16 protein-coding genes and 1 pseudogene are annotated in these 22505 nt (G+C 41.4%); 11 read left to right on the forward strand and 6 right to left on the reverse strand.

All coding sequences use genetic code 11. The annotated features are described in order from the left end of the window. Nucleotides 1-35 precede the first annotated feature (35 nt). The 5 genes from IJ23_RS23420 to IJ23_RS23440 all read left to right on the forward strand — a co-directional run bounded on the left by IJ23_RS23420 (nucleotide 36) and on the right by IJ23_RS23440 (nucleotide 4723). Nucleotides 36-296, forward strand: a complete 261-nt coding sequence (locus IJ23_RS23420; RefSeq protein ID WP_225455501.1) for a DUF1428 domain-containing protein — start codon at nucleotides 36-38, stop codon at nucleotides 294-296. A 217-nt stretch (nucleotides 297-513) separates the two neighbouring features. After that, nucleotides 514-1140, forward strand: coding sequence for a LysE family translocator (locus IJ23_RS23425; protein WP_017821466.1), 627 nt, complete (start codon nucleotides 514-516; stop codon nucleotides 1138-1140). Between the two features lie 327 nt (nucleotides 1141-1467). Next, nucleotides 1468-2094 (forward strand): LysE family translocator, encoded by a 627-nt coding sequence (locus IJ23_RS23430; protein WP_033907480.1) that lies wholly within the window; start codon nucleotides 1468-1470, stop codon nucleotides 2092-2094. Between the two features lie 169 nt (nucleotides 2095-2263). Continuing rightward, a complete protein-coding gene (locus tag IJ23_RS23435; protein WP_005377099.1) occupies nucleotides 2264-2728 on the forward strand; it encodes a DUF2846 domain-containing protein in 465 nt (154 codons plus the stop codon). Nucleotides 2729-3064: 336 nt separating this feature from the next. Continuing rightward, nucleotides 3065-4723 (forward strand): autotransporter assembly complex protein TamA, encoded by a 1659-nt coding sequence (locus IJ23_RS23440; protein WP_225455500.1) that lies wholly within the window; start codon nucleotides 3065-3067, stop codon nucleotides 4721-4723. A 57-nt stretch (nucleotides 4724-4780) separates the two neighbouring features. Here IJ23_RS23440 and IJ23_RS23445 read toward each other — a convergent pair whose 3' ends face one another. The 6 genes from IJ23_RS23445 to IJ23_RS23470 form a co-directional block, all read right to left on the reverse strand. Then, nucleotides 4781-6232 (reverse strand): phospholipase D family protein, encoded by a 1452-nt coding sequence (locus IJ23_RS23445; RefSeq protein ID WP_033907482.1) that lies wholly within the window; start codon nucleotides 6230-6232, stop codon nucleotides 4781-4783. 101 nt (nucleotides 6233-6333) lie between these two features. Then, nucleotides 6334-8373: a carboxylesterase family protein gene (locus IJ23_RS23450; protein WP_033907483.1), complete on the reverse strand. Its 2040-nt coding sequence runs from the start codon at nucleotides 8371-8373 to the stop codon at nucleotides 6334-6336. A 210-nt stretch (nucleotides 8374-8583) separates the two neighbouring features. Then, the gene (locus tag IJ23_RS23455; protein ID WP_033907484.1) at nucleotides 8584-10239 is read right to left on the reverse strand and encodes a hypothetical protein; all 1656 of its coding nucleotides are present in this window, start codon (nucleotides 10237-10239) and stop codon (nucleotides 8584-8586) included. 301 nt (nucleotides 10240-10540) lie between these two features. Next, nucleotides 10541-11896, reverse strand: coding sequence for an FUSC family protein (locus IJ23_RS23460; RefSeq protein WP_033907485.1), 1356 nt, complete (start codon nucleotides 11894-11896; stop codon nucleotides 10541-10543). A gap of 13 nt (nucleotides 11897-11909) precedes the next feature. Continuing rightward, complete coding sequence (locus IJ23_RS23465) at nucleotides 11910-12773, reverse strand: HlyD family secretion protein (RefSeq protein ID WP_005377105.1); 864 nt, start codon at nucleotides 12771-12773, stop codon at nucleotides 11910-11912. Nucleotides 12774-12783: 10 nt separating this feature from the next. Further along, the gene (locus IJ23_RS23470) at nucleotides 12784-12996 is read right to left on the reverse strand and encodes a DUF1656 domain-containing protein (RefSeq protein WP_005377106.1); all 213 of its coding nucleotides are present in this window, start codon (nucleotides 12994-12996) and stop codon (nucleotides 12784-12786) included. A 426-nt stretch (nucleotides 12997-13422) separates the two neighbouring features. On the opposite strand from IJ23_RS23470, the gene aspT reads away from it, so the two are divergent. The 6 genes and pseudogenes from aspT to IJ23_RS23770 all read left to right on the forward strand — a co-directional run bounded on the left by aspT (nucleotide 13423) and on the right by IJ23_RS23770 (nucleotide 22315). Then, nucleotides 13423-15138 (forward strand): aspartate-alanine antiporter, encoded by a 1716-nt coding sequence (gene aspT / locus IJ23_RS23475; RefSeq protein WP_033907486.1) that lies wholly within the window; start codon nucleotides 13423-13425, stop codon nucleotides 15136-15138. Nucleotides 15139-15233: 95 nt separating this feature from the next. After that, nucleotides 15234-15788, forward strand: a pseudogene (locus IJ23_RS23480) (bifunctional aspartate transaminase/aspartate 4-decarboxylase); the annotation flags it as partial. 549 nt (nucleotides 15789-16337) lie between these two features. After that, a complete protein-coding gene (locus IJ23_RS23485) occupies nucleotides 16338-17456 on the forward strand; it encodes a tyrosine-type recombinase/integrase (protein WP_161781350.1) in 1119 nt (372 codons plus the stop codon). Nucleotides 17457-17460: 4 nt separating this feature from the next. Beyond that, nucleotides 17461-19791: a site-specific integrase gene (locus IJ23_RS23765; RefSeq protein ID WP_050550128.1), complete on the forward strand. Its 2331-nt coding sequence runs from the start codon at nucleotides 17461-17463 to the stop codon at nucleotides 19789-19791. Then, complete coding sequence (locus tag IJ23_RS23495; protein ID WP_033907488.1) at nucleotides 19792-21858, forward strand: site-specific integrase; 2067 nt, start codon at nucleotides 19792-19794, stop codon at nucleotides 21856-21858. Further along, a complete protein-coding gene (locus IJ23_RS23770; RefSeq protein ID WP_050550129.1) occupies nucleotides 21851-22315 on the forward strand; it encodes a hypothetical protein in 465 nt (154 codons plus the stop codon). Before IJ23_RS23495 ends, IJ23_RS23770 begins: the two co-directional genes overlap by 8 nt. Nucleotides 22316-22505 lie beyond the last annotated feature (190 nt).

Consider the following 22505-nt stretch of genomic DNA (forward strand, 5'->3'; position numbering starts at 1 on the left):
GCTATGGTTATAACTCCAATGAAAGGAGTTTACTTATGTCATACATTGATGGGTTTGTCGCTGCAGTGCCGACAGCGAATAAAGAAAAGTATATCGCACACGCAAAAATAGCAGCAGAAATGTTCAGGGAGTTTGGGGCCTTAAAGGTTGTTGAGACGTGGGGGAGTGAAGTACCAGATGGTGAGATCACATCATTTCCCATGGCAGTTAACGCTGAAAGCAACGAAACCGTTGTGTTTTCGTGGGTAGTCTGGCCTTCAAAAGAAGTTCGGGACTCATTCGAGGATCATGGGTGATCCTCGAATGAGTCCAGACAATAACCCAATGCCCTTTGATGGAAAGCGTCTCATTTATGGCGGATTTGATGTTATTTTGGAGCAGTAAAATACCAAAGAATCTCAACTCGATTCGTGACACTTGGTGTTTTAATCAGTATTACGCTTCTGATGTACGTTCAATAGAGTATTCCGCGATAAGTGTTGATAAAACTCCACTTGGAGGCTTAGAGTAAAAATGGAAGAGATAAATTATTCACTGATTGTCGTATCAGCTATCGCTGCCATCGCTAGCCCCGGACCTGCAACTCTTGCGATAGCAGGCACGTCAATGAACCACGGTCGACGCTTTGGAGGGTATTTGGCTGCAGGTGTTTTAACGGGGTCTTTATTTTGGTCAACCTCAGCCGCTTTTGGTCTCGCAACCATACTCTATAGCAATGTTTGGCTTTTTGAAATTCTTAGATATTGTGGGGCATTTTATCTTTTATTTTTGGCTTTAAAGTCCGTACATTCTGCCTGCAACATCGAGCAGCTAAAGTTACCCAAAACATACGTAACGACAGAGAAGGGTAACTACTTAACCGGAGTGTTAATTCACTTAACTAACCCAAAAGCTATTCTGTTTTTTGGTGCGCTTTATTCGATAGGGGTTCCTCCTACGGCCAGTCCGTTGGAATTGTTGTCGGTCATTTTTGTTGTAGGGCTGGTTAGTGCTTTGGTTTTCTTTGGCTATGCTTTTCTTTTCGCGTATAAAAAGGTCAGGCAAACCTATCTCAGATCCAAAGCAGTTTTTGAAGGCGTGTTCGCGTTATTTTTTGGTGTGGCAAGTATTAAGTTGCTGCTTAGTGAGGCAGGAAAATGAAGCAAAAAAGGCTTGAAGAAATAAGAATAGATAATCTATCTGATTTGACGGTCTATTAAGTATACTAAGTGGCCGATTTGTTAACTTCCATAAGAGCTGCTGGCTAGAAAAAGCTTACAACCAAACGATGCTAAATATTATCATTCAAAGGGCTAACAAAGGCCCATAATTTAATTCGTATCACTGTTCATGATTGTGCTCTTCGCGCAGTGCTGTAGTATTAGTAACGTGTTGTTAATACTAAATATAACCAATTGAAACCTGGACGTTGCATTACTTGTAGTTCGATGAAATGTTATCCCGCAAGACGTTAATTTGGAGAAAAGAATGGATTCAAACTCACTATTATTATTTGTTGTCGCTTGTCTCGCTATCAACATGATTCCTGGACCTGATGTAATTTATATTGTTTCCAATACAATGAAAGGTAAATTATCTGCTGGGTTGAAAGCGGCTCTGGGGCTTGGTATTGGTTACTTTTTTCATACACTAGCGGCATGTTTAGGTTTGTCAGCAATAATTCTGAGTTCATCTTTGGCTTTTAGCGTTGTTAAATGGTTAGGGGCCGCTTACCTAGTTTATTTAGGTGTTCAGTCATTACTGTCTATGTGGCGTGGAGAAAGTAAAATCGTTGAAAACAAAAATGTTGATAATAATAAAAATGTGTTTGTTCAGGGGGTTATCGTCAGCGTCTTGAATCCAAAAGTAGCGCTATTCTTTCTCTCGTTTCTGCCTCAATTTATTGATACGTCTGCAAGCTCAACATCAATGCAATTATTAGTACTTGGCTTGCTGTTCAGCGTACTTGCGACGACATGTAACGTTTTGTACGCCTCTGTGGGTAATTGGGTATTTAGTCGTCCACACTCTCAGCGTTATTCAAGAACTCTTGAAGGTGTTTCAGGTATTCTACTTATCAGTCTAGCGAGTAAAGTGGCATTTAGTGATCGTTAGATACAGGGCATTTTATTCTCGTGATTATTATATGGCTAATGTTTGCTCAATCTATACGCTAAATGAGTGCTATTGCATAGGTTGAATCACAAATTTCAAAAATACCAATAAGTGAACGTATTTATTTATAGTATGGTTGGCGCGATTTTATCGTAGCTAGGTTAATAACATGAAAAATAAAGTAATTCTGTGTTCCGCATTCCTTTTGGGTTTGTCAGGTTGTGCTTCTGTTCCTACTGTTGATTCGACAGTATCAAATCAAATGAAATCATTTGAAGCACCTCAAAAGGGGAACGCAGGGATTTACATTTACCGAGAAGATGCTTTTGTCGGAGCAGCACTTAAAAAGTATGTTTACGTCGATGGAGAATGTATTGGTGAAACCGCTCCTGGTGTGTTTTTCTACCATGAGGTCGAAGGCAATAAAGAACATCAAGTAAGTACAGAGTCTGAGTTTTCTGAAAATCACTTAACTATCTTAACGGAAGAGGGCCGTAATTATTTCGTTAATCAATACATTAAAATGGGTGTATTTGTTGGTGGTGCGGGCGTAGAACTCGTAGACGAAAGCAAAGGTAAAGCAGAAGTACTAAAAGTCGACATGGCAGAAAAAGGAAACTGTTCTTCGATCTAGTTTTACAAACAGACCGCTTTTTAGATTAAAAAACACATTATCAATGTAACCCAACGCTTGATGAGATCCATTCAGCGTTGGGTTTTGTATTTTTGGCAAACAGTATACCTATTTCAGACCGCATGATTTGCCACCTCCTAGCTTGAGCCCACTTATTGTTCAAAGAATCTACTTGTGAAACGTGAATTTTCGAGAGGATTTCGTAGGGAGCAATCCTACAAACGCGATTAACAGATATGCCATTCCATCATTAACCTTGTCGAGTGTATTGCTAAACTAGGTAGCGGTGTGTCTCCTCTCATTAAACAAATAATAGGTATATCAGTTTTAGCTTCTATGCCTTTACATCATGCACTCGGAGCGCAATTTAAAATCAAAGGGCTAACACCAATATTAGAGAAAAATCTTGAAAGTCACCTTACACCACTAACGAAACTCTCTGTTTCAAACATTACCTCAAATCGACTAACGCAGATGGTTAATAACGCATTAAACCCTTATGGCTACTATCATTCCGAGCTCAGAGTTCAGAGACCAGAGAATGATATCATCACGCTTGAGGTTGACGCAGGGGAGGTGATGTTGGTGGCAAAATCTAACCTTGCTGTGTCGGGGGAGGCCAGTAACGACCAGGATTTCATCGAACTAATTAATCAAGCTCAACTTAAACAAGGGCAGCCGTTGCTTCATTCTGAGTACGACACGCTAAAGCGAAACTTGATTTCATTGGCTCAGCAAAAAGGTTACTTAGATGGACGTTTTATCGAATCGTCGTTGGAAGTCATTCCAAGTTTGAATCAAGCTCATGTGAATCTGCATTTCTTTAGTGGTTCTCGCTACCAATTTGGAGAGCTGTCTGTTCTTACATCGGGTATCGAAACGGCTCGAATAGAAGCGATGAGAACCTTTGAGCGGGGCGACGATTTTGATACTTTGAAATTGAGTCAATATCAGGCCGATCTCTCCAGTACTGATTGGTTTCGCAGTGTGATTGTGAAAGCGGATTTCGAGGAGATATCCGATGGTCATAAGGTGCCGATAGAAGTGCTCGCAGAGCCGAATTCACGTAATATTGTGCAAGTCGGTGGAGGGTATTCGACAGACTTGGGATTACGCGCTTCGCTAAACTGGACCAAGCCTTGGTATAACGCACGTGGACACAGTTTTGAGGCACAAGCGTACGCTTCCAAACCGGAACAATCGCTATTACTAGGTTATAAAATTCCCACCCAAAATGTTCTAACGGATTACTACGGGATTCAGTTTGAATCTAAGCATGTCGACTATCGAGACACATCGAGTTTTTCTAATGATTTATCGTTTGAAAAACACTGGCAGTTAGACAGTGATTGGCAAAGCACCATGCACGTTCGTTATTTGCAAGAAAGTTATCGACAAGCGTCGGAGAATAACGAATCACAGTTGTTATTACCGGGGGTGACATTTTCACTGCTTGATCGCAAGAACGATCAATTAGAAGTAAAGCACCGTCACGTCTACTCATTGGAATACTCAGACCCTAATTTTTTCTCCGATTCTCGTTTGCTGCGTATTGAGGGCAACAGTGTGCTGTCTTGGGATATTAGTGAAAAACACAAGTTTCACTTTCGTTCTAATGTCGGTATTAATGTCGCTGACACTTTGAGCGATATTCCATCCTCGTTACGCTTCTTTGCGGGAGGTGATGGCAATCTTCGTGGTTATGGTTATGAGTCTATCTCTCCGAGAGATGAAAATGGCGATTTAACGGGGGCTCGTTACATGTTTACTGCTGGGTTGGAATATCAATATCAGGTCTACCGCCAACTGTGGCTTGGGGCATTCTATGATGTTGGTGATGCCTTCAACGATAGGGTGGATTGGAAAAGCGGTACAGGGTTAAGTTTGATATGGAATTCAAAATACGTGCCTGTCAAAGTGGACTTTGCTTATGGTTTAGATGCTCCTCAAGGAGACCAATTCCGTGTTCACTTCTCGCTGGGAACGCAGTTTTAGCGGGCATTAAAAGGCTCTCATCCTTGCAGATAGAGAGCCTTTTTAAGTCTTGATTGTTTAGAGTTCGAACTCACCATTCAGTTTCTTGAATATCCAGTTAGGCGCCTTATGCCATCCACCATAGTTTGGATTCTTAGTATGGATCTCATTCATTGATTGCCACTGAGTTTGGCCTTGTCCATCTCGAGATACTCGCCAAAACAGTTCATCTTGTTGTCGAGTTAAGTAGTGCATGACATGTTCTGCAAAGGCTTCGCTTTGGACCAACACACCAAATTCCACATTGAGGAAATCCGATCTTGGGTCGAAGTTTGATGAGCCGATATAAGTCAGCCGATCATCGAGTATCACCGTCTTGTTGTGATAATAAGTATCCTCATGGAAGTAATGGTCATCATTGTTCGCTTGGTTTTTGTACTCAAGTATATGAACGCCCTTATCTAACAGGGTTTGGCGATGCTCCTCGTAATAAGCCGGAATAAAGCCAGAATCATTAGAGGCAGACGAGTTCGTCATTAACGTGATGTCCGCTTTTTGCTCCATCAAGGTATCAATAAAGGCAAATTCACCATCACTCGGTACCACATAAGGCGTTGATATCACTGCTTTGGATGCAGTGGTTATTTGTTGCCAAACTTGGTGTTCTACACGTTTTCTAAAGTAGGGTTTGTTGTTTTCTAACTTGTCTAATGAGTCGAAAACGGGGGTGACTTGCGTAGCAATGAAGTCGGGACTGATCAGTTGTTTTACCTGTTTTTCAACTTCAGCCAGAATGATGCTTTTGTCTTTCTCACCTTTATTAAGCGCTTTAGTAAACGCGGAATAGTTTGGGGTAACGTTAACGATGTTTTCTATTGGCGTAACATGCTCGCTGTCCCAAAGCTGTTGGTAGTTTTTGTCGAACGCTCGAATAATGCTGCCTTTGAACAAGACATCCATATCAAAGAAGTTGGCTTTGCGGCTGTAACCAAAATAGTCGTCGCCAATGTTACGTCCACCTAGAATCATCCATTGATGGTCGACGTTGAAGTACTTCTCGTGCAGACGATTGTCCAAACGTTGTTGGTGAGTAGAGAAGTTGACGGCGCGACCAATCCAACCTGACTTACGTGAATCAAACGGATTGAATAAACGAATTTGAATGTTGTCGTGAGCGCTGAGATCAGCAAGCCATTTCTCGTTAAACACCAATAAATCATCGAGAGTGAGTCGAACTTGCACGCCTCGATCTGCTGCTTGTTTGAGCTCATTGAGTAGCATCAAACCAAGCGTGTCACTCTCCCAAGAAAAGTAGGTCATATCGATGCTTTGCTGAGCGTTTCTTACCAGTTCAACGCGACGAGCAAAGGCTTCTGGAGCGGTAGGAATTAAGTAAACTTCGGATTGATGCTGAGTAGTTTGCCAATTGGCTTCAAAATCCGGTTCAACTTGAGGGTAGGGCTGGGCACAGCCAACCAACAGCGCGCCGAAGATAAAGAGTAGCAGAGCACGAAGGGCGTTAGGAAACATGAGTAAACCTTCCTAATTATGTTCAAGGAATAAGGATGAAAAAAGCCAGCGAACTGGCTTTTAGGTATTCGGTAACGAGTTTTTAGTGGCTGAGGATGAAGTTACATGTGGCTAAGAATTAACCCAAGTTCCTCGAGACCGTTGAGGCGACCTTGGCGCAGTTTTGGATCGATGCCTGAGTGATGAGCATTGTCCCAGTCTTGTGTGGACTGAATACCGCCATCGTTATCGATCAGCAATACTCGGTCAGTCGCGCTGTTGTATTGGAAGTCCTCAAATAAACGTTCGCTAAACCACATACGAGAGAGCTCGTTCATCATCGCTTTGTCTTTGCTACCTGGGCGAACACTTGAATCATCAAGCTTTAATGCCTTGTTAAACACAAATGGTAATTCCGATGCATTACAAGCGCCCACAATACAACTGATGCTTTTGAGTAAATCACCAACGTCGAGATCGCCATTTACACCTTTGGTGTTGTAAGTCCATACGTTGAATCCAGGTTTGTAGTCAAAGTAGTAGAAGCTTGGCGTTGCTCCTGTTGCTTCTTCCGTTGAAACTTTATGACGGTTTGGACCCGTGAAGAGCAAATCATGCAACGTGGTTTTGAATTGCTGCATGTTTTTGGCCGCGCCATTCAGTTCGCTTTCATCGTTAGGGAAGAAGTCAGTCAGAGCAAGTAACTCCGTGGTTGAATCGGAGTTCCCCAAACCGAAGAACAACTTAGTCATCGCCTCATAAGCGGTGCTAGGCAGCAGTTCCAATAAGTCAGAAAGATCGAGTTCAATTGAAGCTGAATCGCTGAGTAATGAACGATATTCAGCACGTAAACGGTTTAAGTTCGTTTCCGATTCTAGCCACTCCACCATGTATTCGACGATTAAGGTTTCGTCACCACTTTCAATGATTTCTGGCGCTTCTTGGCTCAAGATTTCAATAATAGTTGGGATCAAAAATGTCAGGCTCGGCAGCATGCCCAGAGTATTGCTTTCTGCACTGTTTGAGCCAATTACCGTCGGTACGATCCATTCACTCTCAATCGCTTGTTCAGTAAAGTGATAGCCCGGTACTTCTTTCACTAGAAACGCTGGTGGGCGATGCTCGATGTAAGGCGAAAATGGCATCAACGTAGCTAATGGGCTGTTGTCGCGTGTTGGGCTTATAACCGGAATATTCGCGGCGGTCAGTACCCAGTTCTTAAGACGTTGAATAGGGTCAAGCATCTCGCTCTGTACCTTCATAACCTCTTCAAGTGGCAGTAACGCAAGATCTTCAACGCTTTGCTCTGGTCTTTGGCTCTTGGCAACATCGTAACTTTTATATTCAAAGCCGTAAGCGTTGCTTTGCATGATGGCACGTTGAAAGTGCTCACCTGCGATTGCAGCATCGCCTTTTGATTGCTGTAAAATTCCCACCGACATGGCACCCGCACCTTGACCCATGAGTGTCACGTTTTGCGGATTGCCGCCGAATGCCTCTATGTTTTGTTGAACCCATTCAAGCGCGTGTTTTTGATCGCCTAGGCCAAAGTTACCGCCCTCTGGGTTGTCCAAACCATCGACCCAAACACTGCCCAACAAGCCCAAGCGATAGTTAAAAGTAACTGCAATAAACGGGTTACCATCGTCAGCACCTTGTGCAACCACCATATCACCATGAATCAGCGGTTCTGAGCCCGCGCCGTATTCAAAGTCTCCACCGTGAATAAAGACATACACTGGCAAATCTGCGTACGCTTCTGTCCCTGCTGGTCGCCAAATGTTTAGGTTCAAACAATCTTCTGATTGCGTTTGTGCCGTGGTTTTTAACTGCGGGCACGCATCACCGAACTGAGTCGCATCAATATCGCCTTCAAGTGGGACCGCAATGCTGTGCTGAAAGCGGTCTGCTTGCGCAAATTGGATACCTTTGAACGCCTCTACCGCTGCCAGTTTTTCATCCGCATCAAGAGGCGTGATGACAAGGGACTCTTTGGTCGCTTGAATGGTTGCATCGCCAATTTCCAAAGCGATTTGCTCTGGTGGTAAGGGTTGTAGTGGCTTCGGGCCGTTAGGAACGCTAGGTTTACCAGAGTCATCACTGCAAGCTGCTAAGGCAAGAGTGATGGTAATGGCTAAAGTTGAGCGATTGAGTAAAGTCATTGTTATGTCCAAAAAGTCATTTGGTGCGTACACCGAAAATGTTAAACGGCATCTAACAAGCGACGTCCTGACGCTTTGGCATTAATCCGTGAATGGTTGGATGGCTTGTTGAATTGATGGCTCAAATGGTAGGACATCGGCGACAGTTTCAGTAATCGCCTTTGTAGGATGCAGTCCTACCATCGTATAGGGGCGGGCTCTTCCTGAGAGCTAGAAACGGTAACCAAGATTTAAGGTCACTGACTCTCGAGTTTCCCCTTTGTTATAGAGAAAGGTCAGGTTGTAGTTTTTGCCGATTTGCTTATTGAAACCAGTCAAAAACGCCCATTGATTAAGATCTACACCAATGTCGTAATCGAATTCGATATCACCGCTTTTTACATGCCCGTCCATTCGAGCGTCCAGTCCTTGATATTCTGCTCCGACAAAGAACTGCGTGCGATAATCGACAAGTTGATAACCCAACATCGGCTGTACAGTAACAATACCATCGCCCCAATCATCTAAGCCCTTTAAGCGAGTTTGCGAATAGGTACCAGTGACAGAAGCAAAGAATTCTTTATAGCCAACCGAAAGGGTTGTACCTATACCACGAAGGTCATATTCCAAATGCAGCGGCACGTCTAGGCGTCCGCGACTACAAAGTGCAGATAAACCATCGCAAAACTTATCACCTAATCCTGGCAGTTTATCGTTCAGCTTATCTTTTATGTACTGGCCACCTTCACCCGTGTAGGCGGCATCAACATTGGCATCGACATTAACTTTTCCGATGTAACCAAATACATTCCAAAATGGCAGGATGTTTACATCGCCACGAAGCGTCATGCTCTCAGCACTCACGATGCCGACACTGTCTTCGGGATCAAACAGTTCATTAAGGCCGATGCCTTCAATCGTGAAATCATTAAATGGAATATTCATATCTTGATTTCGATACGCTAGCGATACACCAAACGGCAGAGGCAAATCGATACCTTGACGACGAACCATATCACCCATTAAAGGAAAAACGCGGTCTAGCTTAACACTGGCTTCTTGCATGCGTGGATCAGAGACCTCATTCAAGCGTTTTTCGTCTAGTACTTGCACGCCAAGCTTATCTTCATAAATCGCTACCGGTTTTACGCTGCTCATCATTTCGAGGGGGTTATTTTTCTTTGAACCAACTATCTTGGTGTTTTTACTGGCAATCGCAATTTTGCCTGATGTTAACTTCTGGAAGAGGATCTCTTGATCGTAAGAATCCACTTGGTAGTTGTGATGTGTGAACGGTTTATCGTTGGTAATGACCATACGTTTCGGTTCACCATTAACCAACTCAATATCAACGCTTAAAAAGCGGAAGTAGGCGATATCTTGAGGAAGACCGTATTTTGAGTAATTAAAACTGATGATCACATTACCGTTCTGATCCTCTTTGGCTCTTACTGATGACGGATCAAAACTCTCTGCGTAGTTTCGAAGGCGGTATTCTGTTCGTGTGAAAGCTTCGATCTCATCAAGTACTTTTTCATTTTCATCGAGTTGTTCAGGGTTGTACTTGATACGCAGATCAATGTTGCCTTTGTTATCGGTGTTCTTAACCAAGTAGACGGACGAATCGCGAACACTATCACCGATTTTAACACTTCGGTGGGCATGCTCTACCAAATGCTCGCCTTGAACTAGAGAGCTGATGGCCAGTTTTGGTAAATCATGACTGATACCGTATTTGTCGAACAGCGCTCGGCCTTGCTCGATTACTTCGCTGTAGGTCGTCGTCTCTTCAGCGGCGAAGCCAAAAGTGGGGGTAGTAAGCATTAGTGCGCTCGCGAGCACAGTAAGAGAAGACGTCTTGCCGGCGCGTAATTCAAAAAAACTCATGACAGTTTCTACTCTGAATAGTCTCAAACCTTCGAGACTCAGACAGTTAATGTGTCACTGAACTTCTTGTTCAGTTAGATAGATATGTTTGCTGTGATTGACGTTGTGAATGCATGGTTTTCGATTGCATTTCGTGAATCAATGAGAGGATTTTATGAGGTGAAGAGAAATCCCGTTAATCGCTTTTGATGGATACTATCCTCGCTTTATGGGTGAGGCAGGAATAGGGTAGTGAACAAAGCAAAAAGCCCCGCAGAGCAAAAGCAATGCGGGACTTTAGTTTCAAGAACGGAGGTGACGCTTAGACCGTAACGCGAACACGAAACAGATCAGTAAACAACTTGGCAATCATCAAAATGATCATAATGTTTACCAGCATCAGCAAGGGCGTTTCAATTCGATATGCTGGGGTTAAATTGAGCGCTCCTGATGTCAAGACAACCAATAAGTTAATACCTAGAATTCTGTGTACCATCAGCTTTGGTGTGGAAAATATCTTCCAAATTACGATGATGTTGATGAAGTAGAATAGCCCAAGCTGCCAAAGCTCGGTCATCATTGGCATTAGGAAAATGTATTGCAATAGAATCACCGTGCCAGTGCCTATCACACCAAAAAATGCATCTTTAATAATGCTTGGTGGCATAGTAGGAACGATTGAAGAGAACACGCCAGCTAGCATCGGAAAAATGAAACCTCCGGGTACGGGCAGATAAATCCAGATCAACAAAGAAGTGACGAACATGGATACACCTTGCAATACCTTTCTGCCGTCTTCATTCAAATGCTGGATAAACGTTCGATGCTCGTGATGCCAAACTGTGTTTTTCTCTCTTTGCATGACACAAGCAACGTGACCAATGAGCGAAGTACTTGGATTTCTAATATCAAAGCTTTGAAGTTGCTGCGTTAGCGTTGGCCAATCGATCTCACGACTTTGCGATTTATCTGCTTGTTCTAGCAATCGGTCTTGGATTTGTGCCATCTCATTTAAACGCGCACGCCATAGCTGACGATGTTCTTTCAAGTGGTAGCTGCCAGTAAGTGGTAAGCCGACCAGTTGGAACAACTTTTCTATGTTGGCGCTGTTGGTCTCAAGAGCTTCAATATCTATATCATTGGGCGATTTCATAGCGTTAAGCATCGCCTCTCTGCTGGTCTCAAAACGTTGAATGAAGTTTTGTTCTGTACTGACTGACCAGACTAATCGGTACACAACAGAAAACGTGATCACACCAAGAATCGTCTCTTGCATGCGAAGAACAGCGAAGTGGAACGTTGCTTGACTATCAAATCCTCCCATACATGCGATGATGGAGCACACAGCAAAACCGATAGAGAACACATAACCATACTTTTCGTCGCTCGACATAAAAATGCACGCACCTAAAAACAAGGTGAAGAAGGTGAGAAACAAAAAGCGATCTTGAGAAAACGTCGTGATGAGGAAAAAGGCATAACCGATGCCAAGGAGGGTTCCTAATAAGCGATTATGACCTTTGTTTATTGAGTGAGCGAAGCTTTCATTTAATGCCATTACCGCGACTGCGATCGCTGCCCAATACGGTTTCTCCCATTGAAACCATAAGGCAAGGCAGATCGCGATAACGATAGACAGCGCAGCTTTGATTGCTTCTTTGGTTGAGGCATTAAACATACATTCCACCGCATTATTGTTTGATGATTTTGATAGAGGCCGTCATACCAACACGTAGTTGAAAATCTTTCGGTAAGTGATCTAATTTAACTTTAATTGGAATGCGTTGAGCTAAGCGTATCCACTGAAAGTTAGGGTTCACATTGGGCAAAAGATCGTTACCAGTACTACCATCTTGCTTCGCAATGCCGTAGCCAATGCTTTTGATTTTGCCTTCCAGCACAGCTTCATTGTGCATCATTAAGGTCACGTAGGCTTTATCTTGTGGATCAACGCCAACTAAATCCGTTTCTTTGAAATATCCTTCGATCCAAAAGCTGTCTTCATCAATCAAAGCCACGACTGGGGAGTTAGCGACGACTTGAGAGCCGACGCGTAAGTTCAAATTAGTGATATAACCATTCGTTGGCGCATAAACTTTTGTGTAATCAAGGTTTAGCTTGGCTTCTTCAACATTGGCTTTCGCGAGTTCTACGTTGGCAACGGCTGTCTCCACCGCATTGTCTAGGTTATTCAATGTCAGTACAGGTACAGCGCCAGGTGTGCGCTTTTCTAACTTAAGTGCTCGCTGCTCTTCATTTTTGGCCTTTGCTAGTAATGCAATGGCTTGCTTTTGAGCTGCTAGCGCTTTGTGGTACGCCGCTTTATAGATGCTTGGGTCAATCTCAAACAGCAAATCGCCTTGTTTCACTTGCGAATTGTCTTCGACGTAGACTTGGATGATTTGTCCTGTTACGCGGGGGGTTATAGAAACGATGTGCGCGCTAACTTGGCCATCTCTAGTCCAAGGGTTGTCAGAGTATGATTGGTAGTAGCTGAAAATCACGGTGCCAGCGGAACACAGTAATAGCAGTGTGATGAGATAACGTTTTATCACGGAATTTGCCTCAAAATATGGTAATGAATCGACCAATAACGCCAGTAAAAATCACAATTAGGCTTAGCTCAGCGAGCGCAGGAAATGCAACGTATTTGTGGAGTCCCAGTTTTGTTGCAACGGTTCCAACCAAAATGGTGAGCATGTAAGCCAATGCAATAACCAGCAACAAGGGAGGGAAGTAAACTTCGCCCCACACAAGTTCATGTGGCATTGAGTTCATGGTGTTTTTCTCTATTAACTTGATGAATGTAAAGATAAGGCAAGTGATGGCATCAGTGATAATCGCTTTTGTAGGATCTAATCCATCAAGAGAAAGGTGTTATGCGCTATATAGAGGGAATAGCGCAACAAAGTAGCTTTTTGGACAGTGAAAATAAAAATAAATTTATTTTCCAATTTATTTGATGTTCATTTCAGACCACTAAATTATTAAATTTTCGACAATTATTGTTCAATGTTTGCGTTTGAATATGCGAAGTGATGGTTTCATCCTTCAAATGGGATTACGAGTTGTGAGGTTTTGTTTCTAATATTCGCTTCGAAGCAAACGAGATGCTTTTTAAATTAAATAATCCAACAAATATGAGTGACAGATTATTCGTTAGATTATTTGAGTTTTATATTTATTAGTAAGAGTAAAATTGTCATGGAAATTATTTCTAACCTTTTTGACATGGCACCATTTGTTGCTCTCTTTATTACGCTCTCTCTCGGTTATATGGTAGGTAAAATTACCATTGGTCGATTTGTTCTTGGCGGTGTTGCGGGAACATTATTAATGGGTGTAATTATTGGGCAATTTGGTGTTCATATTGATCCCGGCGTAAAAAGCATTTTCTTTGCGCTCTTTATTTACGCAGTAGGGTATCAAGGTGGTGCGCAGTTCTTTAAAGCATTGAACTTTAGAACCATCAACATTCTCCTTTCTGCTGTAGTGATGACGGTTTCTGGCCTGCTTTGTGTACTAGCAGCAGCTTGGATGTTTGATCTAGACAGAGGTACGGCAGCAGGCCTTGCAGCTGGTGGTTTGACTCAATCGGCAATCATCGGTACAGCGGGTGATGCGATCGCACGTCTTGGTGGTGTGACAGAAGAAGCGAAGCACCTAATGCAGACCAACGTCGCAGTAGGCTACGCGGTTACGTACATCTTTGGTTCGCTTGGTCCAATTCTGATGGTGACATGGGTATTCCCAACACTGATGAAGTGGGATATCCGAGCAGAAGCGATTGCGCTAGAAGAGAAAAATTCAAATGGTAAGCGTGATCTAGCGCCGGGTGAGTTCAACGCTATCACAGCGCTGGTTACACGAGCATTTAAAGTGAGCAAAGATGTTGGGCTAGCAGGCAAAACCTTAGCTCAGTTAAACCAACACGCTCTAGCTGCTTGTATTGAATTGATTCAACGTGATGGCAAAGTGCTAGAAGTGGACAAATTCACAACACTGAAAGAAGGGGATGTCATTGTTGTAACTGGTCGTCGTAATGCGGTACATAAGCTGCAAGATGGTTTGGCTGACAACGAGATTGCACTTCCAGAAGGCTATGAAGTTATTGAAGAAAACCGTCAACTGATCGCAGACAACCGCAAACTGATTGGTAAGTCGCTGCAAGAGATTAAAGAGGCTTCGAACCAAGGCTCTATGCGCGGTATTTATGTGACAGACTATATTCGTGAAGGCAACTCAATTGAAATGACGCCGGATCTTGTGGTGAAGAAAAACGACGTCATCCAGCTTACAGGTACCGCAAAAGATATCAATCGCGTTGAGAAAAACATTGGTCAGCGAATGGGCTCAGCAAACGTGACTGACTTAATCGTGCTTGGTATGGGCATGGTGGTGGGCCTATTAATTGGTCTAATCAGTTTTAAGATTGCTGGTATTCCCGTCACTATCGGTTCTGGTGCAGGTTGTTTGATCTCAGGTTTGATCGTCGGTTGGTTGCGTAGCCGCAATCCGCATGTTGCTCAGTTTCCTGTGGGTGCCGCGAACTTTATTCGAGATTTCGGTTTGGCAGCATTTGTAGGCATTGTTGGCCTTGAGGCTGGGCCTCAAGCGGTCGACACCATCAAAGAACACGGTATGTCTCTGTTGTTCCTTGGCATGGGTGTAACGATTATCCCTCAGATTATTTCGTTCTTCTTCTCATATTTTGTATTGAAGATTAAGAACCCGGTTGAAGCACTTGGCTGTGTGACAGGTGGACGAAGTGCGAACCCAGCATTCGCGGCTTTAATGGAAAAAACAGGTAACGCAACGCCAGTATTCTCATTCACTGTGACTTATGCAGTCGCCAATGTACTGCTTACCCTATGGGGTCCAATTATTGTCGGCATTATTACTTTAAACGCAGGCATGTAATTTAAATAAATTCGAACACGCTTATCGCCTAATTAAATAGGCGGTAGGGGAAGTATTATCCAAATTTTACTAAATAATAGATTCAGGTAAATATTATGACTACGCAAAACACAACAATTGATTTTTCAAAATTTGCAGATTTAAGCCCATTTGAATTAAAAGATAAACTAATTGAAGTGGCACAAACTGTTCCTGACCGCGCGTTATTAGATGCAGGTCGTGGTAATCCTAATTTTCTTGCGACACTACCACGTAAAGCGTTCATTCGTTTGGGTGAGTTCGCAATATTGGAAGCCGAGCGCACTTATTCATACCTAGATGGTGGTTTCGGTGGCATTCCAGATGGTGTGGGCATTGTTGAACGCTTCGATACGTTTGCAAGCAAGAATAAACAAGACCAAGGCGTACAGTTCTTGGAAAAGTCGCTGAGCTACGCAAAAGACCGTTTGGGTCTAGAGAAACAAGCATTCTTGAATGAACTGGTTAACGCATACCTTGCATGTAACTACCCAGTGCCCCCACGTATGTTGACGAACATCGAAACCGTTGTGAAGCAATACATTGCAGAAGAGATGTACGGCCCAATGCCAATGACAACAGACTTCGATCTGTTTGCAACGGAAGGCGGTACGGCGTCTATGACGTACACCTTATTATAAGACTATAAATTAATGCACATTAAGGTGATTACTATATCTAAAATGTGTCTTCTGTTGACATGAAAAAAATGCCTATAACGTTATGACTGGTTCAATAAATCTAAACACCTCCTATGTATTTATGACACCATGAACTACAGTTACTGTGTGAATGTATTTTCGCCTCGAGCAGGAACTTTGGCTTAGAACCAGTTGAGTAATCTAATTGAAGATAATGGTATTGCTTATTTTGCTGTCAGAACTGATAAAAACATTTACAGGATTAAAACGGCTATTCCTTGCTTTTCTGGAACTAGCTATCTTGTTAGACCGACACTTCAACACGGATACGACTTATATGGTTTGCAAAATGAAGCATTTGATTCTTTTACCCACTCCGAAGAAATTGTTTCTCTACTGAGTTCCGTTTAGTCCGCTATTCACAAAATCCATTCCCAACAATTGCGAGATAGTTGAGTTATGTTCTTAAAGCAGTGTTTCAAACAATCTGTTCAACTAAATACTTGTGGGAATAGCACTCAATCGAAGGTGTTTACTAATGTGATCGCTCTTGATTCTAACATGAAGGTAATGCCGATACTTACATTGTATCTACGAAAATCTTTAATTAAAGATAAATTGTCTTCGGCTACTGTTTCAAAGCAGTTCGATATTATTAAATTATTTGTAAAGCATCGTGTAGAAGTTGCCGAAGAAGCGATTTTGAATGAGGAACAGATTCTAGTTCTTAGTTCTGAGTTCGAAATTAGAAAATACTTAGATTATAAAACCAATGTCAAAGGTCTTAGCTCCGTAACAGTTTCAAATTATGATGCTCAATTGAGGCGATTTTATGCGTTCTTATATACCAATAATTTTATAATAACCGATCCTTATGTTAATGGTCCCCTTGCTGTAAAGAGAAAGTCGAATATTGTAGATTCCTGTTCATTTGATGAATTGTTCGAGCTGATATCTGCTACTAAAAATGAACGAGAGCGAGCGCTACTTCAATTTATCTACGATTCTGGGTTACGTGTATCAGAAGTGCCAAGAGTAACACTTGAAGATATCCAGCAGTGTACCGAACGCACATACGAAAGCATTAAAAAGTCATCAGACAACTTTGCTGCTAGTGATTATGTTCCTTTGAGTGTTCGTGGCTCTAAGAGTCGTGAACAAGGCGGATGGAAGTACAGGACAACAAGAATAAGTCTTCCTACTTTAAATCGCATAAAAAAGTACCATTCTTCACCTTTGTATAAACGGAATATTCGTTCATTCAAGGGAATAGCCAGTATCCCCGCGTTTCTTGATTCGGAAGGAAGGCCTTTGACTAAAAGCGGCATTTCCAAGTTATTTGAACGACTGTCCAAACGCGCTAGAGCTAAAGGTACACTCAATCGAATGATTACTCCACATAAGCTTAGACATGGCTTTGCTTATGCTGTTTTGCAATCTAACGATGACAACACACAGTACCTCGATCGACTAGTACAAGTTCAACTGATGTTAGGCCATACCTCACTTAAAACCACTCAGGATGCCTATACCAGTATACCTATGGAAATATATCGAGAAATGGTTGACGACAACGGAGAATCGATTACAAGAGCAATGATGATGGAAAGACTTTGCAAGAAGACCCAACTAAAAATCAAAGTGCAGGACAAGAAATAATATTATGGTTCTATTCGTTCGTGATACGATCACTAGGCCCAATACAACCCAAGGGAGCTCTAGCCAGAAAGCTTTGGCAGAGAAATGGGCTGTAGATGTGCTCTCATGGTCGAAGGAGCGCCTTCTTGAAATACCATTAAGTAGGGCAGAAAAAGGTGTACCAGGCATTATCCCATATGCTTCGCATTGTTTGAGGGTATCAGTCGCAAGTTTATCGAGGTGGAAATATTTTTTCAGACCAATACAGCAAAAAATGATTGAAACTGGCTGCTATTTCCCTGAGTTTTCAATTTATGCCAACGAATACAATAGACGGCTAGTACTATTCTTACGGGATTGTGATTCGTCACAGTATCCTCACGAAACACCATTCCAAACAAAGCTGAAAATTAAAGAAGATGCTGGCATACCAAGGTACTTACAAAAAGGGGCAAGAGCCCTTGTCAATAGAACTTTAGATGAATATTTTTCTCAGCTTCAGCAACATGCTGGTGTTGAGGGAAAGGACAATTCGAGTCGACGTGAACAAGCTGAGATTTCAAAGGAAACACGAAAAAAAAATAAGTTACTAAACACACTAAGAGGTATTGCTGTCACACATTCTGATGATTTAGTTACAGCCACGAAAGCCGAGCCTTACTTACCATTCAAACATCTTTTCTATCATGGAACAATTAACACCAGTTATGGTCGAGCTGAGTTCGAAACATATATTGAGCCCTACTTAGGCTATATCGGAATAAATAGCAGTTCTTCGCTCCATGATGTTTTCCACACATACTCATTAACAAGATTTAAGAAGTTTCAGGAAGAGAATGTTATTTCCAAGAAATTCTCAACCAGAGCTGCGAACGCTGCAATATCAGCATTTCGTTTATTTTTAAATAGGTTTTCCGTTCTTCAAGATCAGCGAGAGTTTAAGTTCATAGATGTTATCGGCTTTAAAAATGTCAGAGCCACAGAGCAAAGAACTCCGTTTAGCATCAATTCTAGGTATGACTTGATTGAATGCATAGACTCAACATTGAATGACATTGATTCAAAGACATTAGTAGTGTCAGAAGATAAATATAAAGAGGTTGACCCTTTTTATCACCCGTTACTTAACTGCATCATTGAACACATGGGAGGTTGTTATGCTTTGAGGGATAAAGATTCAAGTGATAAATTTTCAATTGAGTGTGCCAAACTTGCTCGGGCTAGAGCCAAAGATGAAAATTGGTACGGCAATAGCCTAAGACAGGATGCATTACATTCAATTGGCATTATTCCGGAAATTGATAGTTATTTGATGTATGTGTTTATGATGAAACTGGCTGCAGTGACCGGAATGAATAGAGAGGCAATCGTTGATCTCGAGATAGATGACTTTGTATGGAATCACCCAGCAACCGGAAAGCCCTGTATTCGCTATTGGAAAGTCAGATCATTAGGTCAAAAAAGGCTTCACTTAGACCTGATTGATGCGGAAATACAGTGGATGACAATTAAACAGGGTCAAGAAGTCCGATGGATCTTTGATAAAGTTACGAAACTCACAGAACCTTTTCGAAAATATGCATCAGAATCTAATATCAACAGATTATTCATATTTAGGCACAAGAGTCGAGAAATAATCTCAATCCGTAGCTTTCGTGATGAGCGTAGTTTTGACAATGCGTCAGCTGTTCGGTTTGTGAAAAATCACAACCTTAGAGATGACAACGGCGATTTTCTGGAAGTTAATATATCAAAATTTAGAGCTACATTTGTTTCCGAACACATAGAGGCCGGTGTATCAATTCGAGAGATGCAGCTGTTATTAGGTCACCGTTCAATTACAACCACAATTGATTATCTTGATCGAATGGACTTTGATCGCTTTGCTAGAAAAAAGGTCAATGAAGCCCTAAAGAAAATTCATTCAAAATGTATAACGTCCCCAAAAAAGGCCAATAAACATACTGATAAAAACAAGCCGGAAGAGATACCTATTACCACAGTAAGTACGGGATTAGTTGCCTGTGTCAACGTAATGGACCCACCAGAGTTTATTCGTAACTTACCAAACTATGTGGAAGGGCAACCATGCTCGCTATTCAATAAATGTCTTGTTTGTGATAACTGCTTAATTACGAGGGATCACCTTCCTATGCTGTTTGCACAACAACGAGAATTTTTGAACTTATTGAACAATTCAAAAATTCTAAATACTCCGTACCATAGTGTCATTAAACAGAATACTGCTTTGTTAAATGAAGTATTGGGAGAGAATTCAGATTTTGATATTGATATCCGAAAAGAAGCAGAACTACTGTCACTCCATATAGAGCTTTCAAATGGAGCACTAATGTAAATGAATGAATTAAATGTTGAATTACTCATCAACGCGAAGCTATTCAAATACCCGATAGTTAAGATAATCCAACAACACAGTATCAATGAATTAACCGATGTAGAGGATAGCCTAGTTGACTCTCTCCGAGTTTACATTGCTTTACTTGAAACTAAAGTGTCTAAAATATCTGTGTTTGGATCCAATGAATGGGACTTTTGTCACGAGAACCCAAAGTCTTTGTTTGCAAGTCATAATTATCGAATTGATTTTTCATGTTATAAATGTGTCCCAGAAACCATCTTGTTTGAAATGAAGTGCATAGCATTCTATTGGCTATTAGTTGGCAAGATAGGCACATCAAGTAAGAAAAAGCATAAGACAATCACTGTTCTAGAAACTATCAAACGAACATTAGCCTTTTTCGATAAGGTGTTTGACTATCTACGGTGCGAATATGGAACTGAGTTTATAGTTCAAAAAAAGGCACTCTTGAGCGATATAGATAAAAGCGATATTAAGCAAGCTTTGCTAAATAGGTCTGTAAAAAAGAGTTCTACTGTTAATGATTTTCTATCAAATAAACTGCATGATCCCATGCTAGTTAAGGATGTCCTTGGTAAGCCTTTTCTATTGTTTTGCGAAAGTGAATACAATTGGACTGGTACCAAACATAAACCAAACAATTTAGATATTTTACCAAATAGTGTGTTTGAGGAGTGTGTAACTAGCGCATCTCTATTAATTTATGATTTTCTGTCAAAATTTAATCTACCGATAAATGATAGTGTTATACAGCAACGCTTTAGTCTACTCTCAGCTTTACATAGTCCTTCAATATACGGCCAAATAAAAGCGTGTCATATAAACGCATATCGAGTTTATAGATTAACCAATGCTGGTTACGACGAACCATTCATTCGTAAATACGAAGTACCAGACGACATTATCCAAGAAAATGGTAGGTTATTTTCGATCAGAATGCAGGATAGACGCTATTGGTATAGTGATTTAGAGTCATTACCAAATCGGAGAAAGATTAAACAGTATATTCATGTAATTCAAGGCGCAGCGTTATTCCTATTTCTTGCTTTCACCGGTATGCGAACATCTGAATTAAAGTTTATCAAGCTTAACAATTGGGAGTTCACAACTGGCATTAAAGATGGCCGTATAATTAGTGACATCCCTCAGATAGCAACCAGAGTGTCTAAAGGTCAGGATGAAACTCATGGCTTATTCCATGATAAATGGGTATTGATCCCAGCTGTTGTTGATGCACTAGCTTGCTTGGAATTTCTTTCTACGATATCTCAGAATGATTATATTAATTCAGCACTTAATAAAACAATTAGGAACTACGAGTCTGATACTGGGACACCAACAAATCGTAATTTTTATGAACTAGTAGCGGCATTTATTACGCCAATAACAGAACTAAAACCGACAATTCAAACAATGCGTGATACGCTAGCATACCAGATGTTTCGGATAGACCTTGGACTACCATTCATTTCCTACCAGTTAAAACACCTTGTTGATTTTGTTGATAAGGAAACATCTTTAGGTTCGGTTGCTGATGTTACTCTTGGGTACGGTGGTATAGGCCAGATTCTTACTAAAAATGGCCGTATTCGCCAGAAAGTCGAAAGAGAGAAGGTTGAATCTAATTATGACCCCGATGGCATTTACTATGGTGGGAAAGGAGCAGAACACATAAGCCGAATGCAGACATTGTTCCAAGGCTATATCGAAGAAGGTCACACAAAAGATGAAGTGTTTGCAGCTCTTGCCGAACAAGGTGTAGGGTTAATCGATGTGGGCGGTGCTCTTTGTTATGGTGATAGAACAGAGGAATTTGACCCAACCCTTCCGTGTGTTGGTTCCTTGAGATGTAATCCTGTTCGTTGCAAAAATGCTGTAATTTCAAAAACTCATTTACCAAGATGGAAAGAAATTTATCTTAGTAACAAGTCCTCACTTGATAATGGAACCGCTGATGATAACAAAGATGCTGTTGTTGAAGCAATGCAAGAAGCAGAAGAAGTAATCAAGTTCATTCAATCAAATGGTGACGATAATGACTAATGCATTCGATAAAGCAAATCAGCAAGAGTTTGATGAGAACACAAAGGTCATTAATGCAGCTCTCTTTAAGATTGAATCTAATCCAGATCTAAAACCAACTATCGCTCAATTAGTGAAATTAACTGGCCTGCATAGAAACACTATTTCAAATCGAGGTTGGCCCAGTTCAAAACTAAATGCTATCAAAGGTGACCGACATGAGAAAAAACAGAAATCAAAAGAAAATGTAAAACAACAAGATGTAAGTGTTCAGCTGGATCAAGCACTTGATGAGTTGTTGTATTGGCATCATCTTGCATCAGAGCAAGAAGAAGAGATCTCCAATCTAAGAAGGCAGTTATCATTAAAATCTGAATCAATGGAATTTTATAGGTCTGAAACCAGTTCTCTACGTTTTAAAATCAAAGCATTGGTCGATGAGAATAGTCGATTAAAGTCATTGCTTAATTCACTATAAACGGCGTTTAATTTCAAGTTCATAGCTTCAGTGGATAATCATGGTGCAACCGGTTAAAGATTGGAAAGCAACTTTTATTCAAGGCCATTTGTTATCTCTAGTTACGCGAGCCTTAAGGTTTTGAATTAGCTTGACAGCATAGTCTAACACCTCAGGACTTTGCTCATTTTTTACTGCAAGAGGTACGGCT

Origin of the sequence: Vibrio sp. OY15, assembly GCF_000742455.1 — a bacterium.
Classification (GTDB): domain Bacteria; phylum Pseudomonadota; class Gammaproteobacteria; order Enterobacterales; family Vibrionaceae; genus Vibrio; species Vibrio alginolyticus.

Bases quoted from the DNA above. Each gene is read 5' to 3' on its own strand.
- IJ23_RS23420 (WP_225455501.1), top strand. From the start codon at position 36: ATGTCATACATTGATGGGTTTGTCGCTGCAGTGCCGACAGCGAATAAA.
- IJ23_RS23425 (WP_017821466.1), top strand. From the start codon at position 514: ATGGAAGAGATAAATTATTCACTGATTGTCGTATCAGCTATCGCTGCC.
- IJ23_RS23430 (WP_033907480.1), top strand. From the start codon at position 1,468: ATGGATTCAAACTCACTATTATTATTTGTTGTCGCTTGTCTCGCTATC.
- IJ23_RS23435 (WP_005377099.1), top strand. From the start codon at position 2,264: ATGAAAAATAAAGTAATTCTGTGTTCCGCATTCCTTTTGGGTTTGTCA.
- IJ23_RS23440 (WP_225455500.1), top strand. From the start codon at position 3,065: ATGCCTTTACATCATGCACTCGGAGCGCAATTTAAAATCAAAGGGCTA.
- IJ23_RS23445 (WP_033907482.1), bottom strand. From the start codon at position 6,232: ATGTTTCCTAACGCCCTTCGTGCTCTGCTACTCTTTATCTTCGGCGCG.
- IJ23_RS23450 (WP_033907483.1), bottom strand. From the start codon at position 8,373: ATGACTTTACTCAATCGCTCAACTTTAGCCATTACCATCACTCTTGCC.
- IJ23_RS23455 (WP_033907484.1), bottom strand. From the start codon at position 10,239: ATGAGTTTTTTTGAATTACGCGCCGGCAAGACGTCTTCTCTTACTGTG.
- IJ23_RS23460 (WP_033907485.1), bottom strand. From the start codon at position 11,896: ATGTTTAATGCCTCAACCAAAGAAGCAATCAAAGCTGCGCTGTCTATC.
- IJ23_RS23470 (WP_005377106.1), bottom strand. From the start codon at position 12,996: ATGAACTCAATGCCACATGAACTTGTGTGGGGCGAAGTTTACTTCCCT.
- aspT (WP_033907486.1), top strand. From the start codon at position 13,423: ATGGAAATTATTTCTAACCTTTTTGACATGGCACCATTTGTTGCTCTC.
- IJ23_RS23765 (WP_050550128.1), top strand. From the start codon at position 17,461: ATGGTTCTATTCGTTCGTGATACGATCACTAGGCCCAATACAACCCAA.
- IJ23_RS23495 (WP_033907488.1), top strand. From the start codon at position 19,792: ATGAATGAATTAAATGTTGAATTACTCATCAACGCGAAGCTATTCAAA.
- IJ23_RS23770 (WP_050550129.1), top strand. From the start codon at position 21,851: ATGACTAATGCATTCGATAAAGCAAATCAGCAAGAGTTTGATGAGAAC.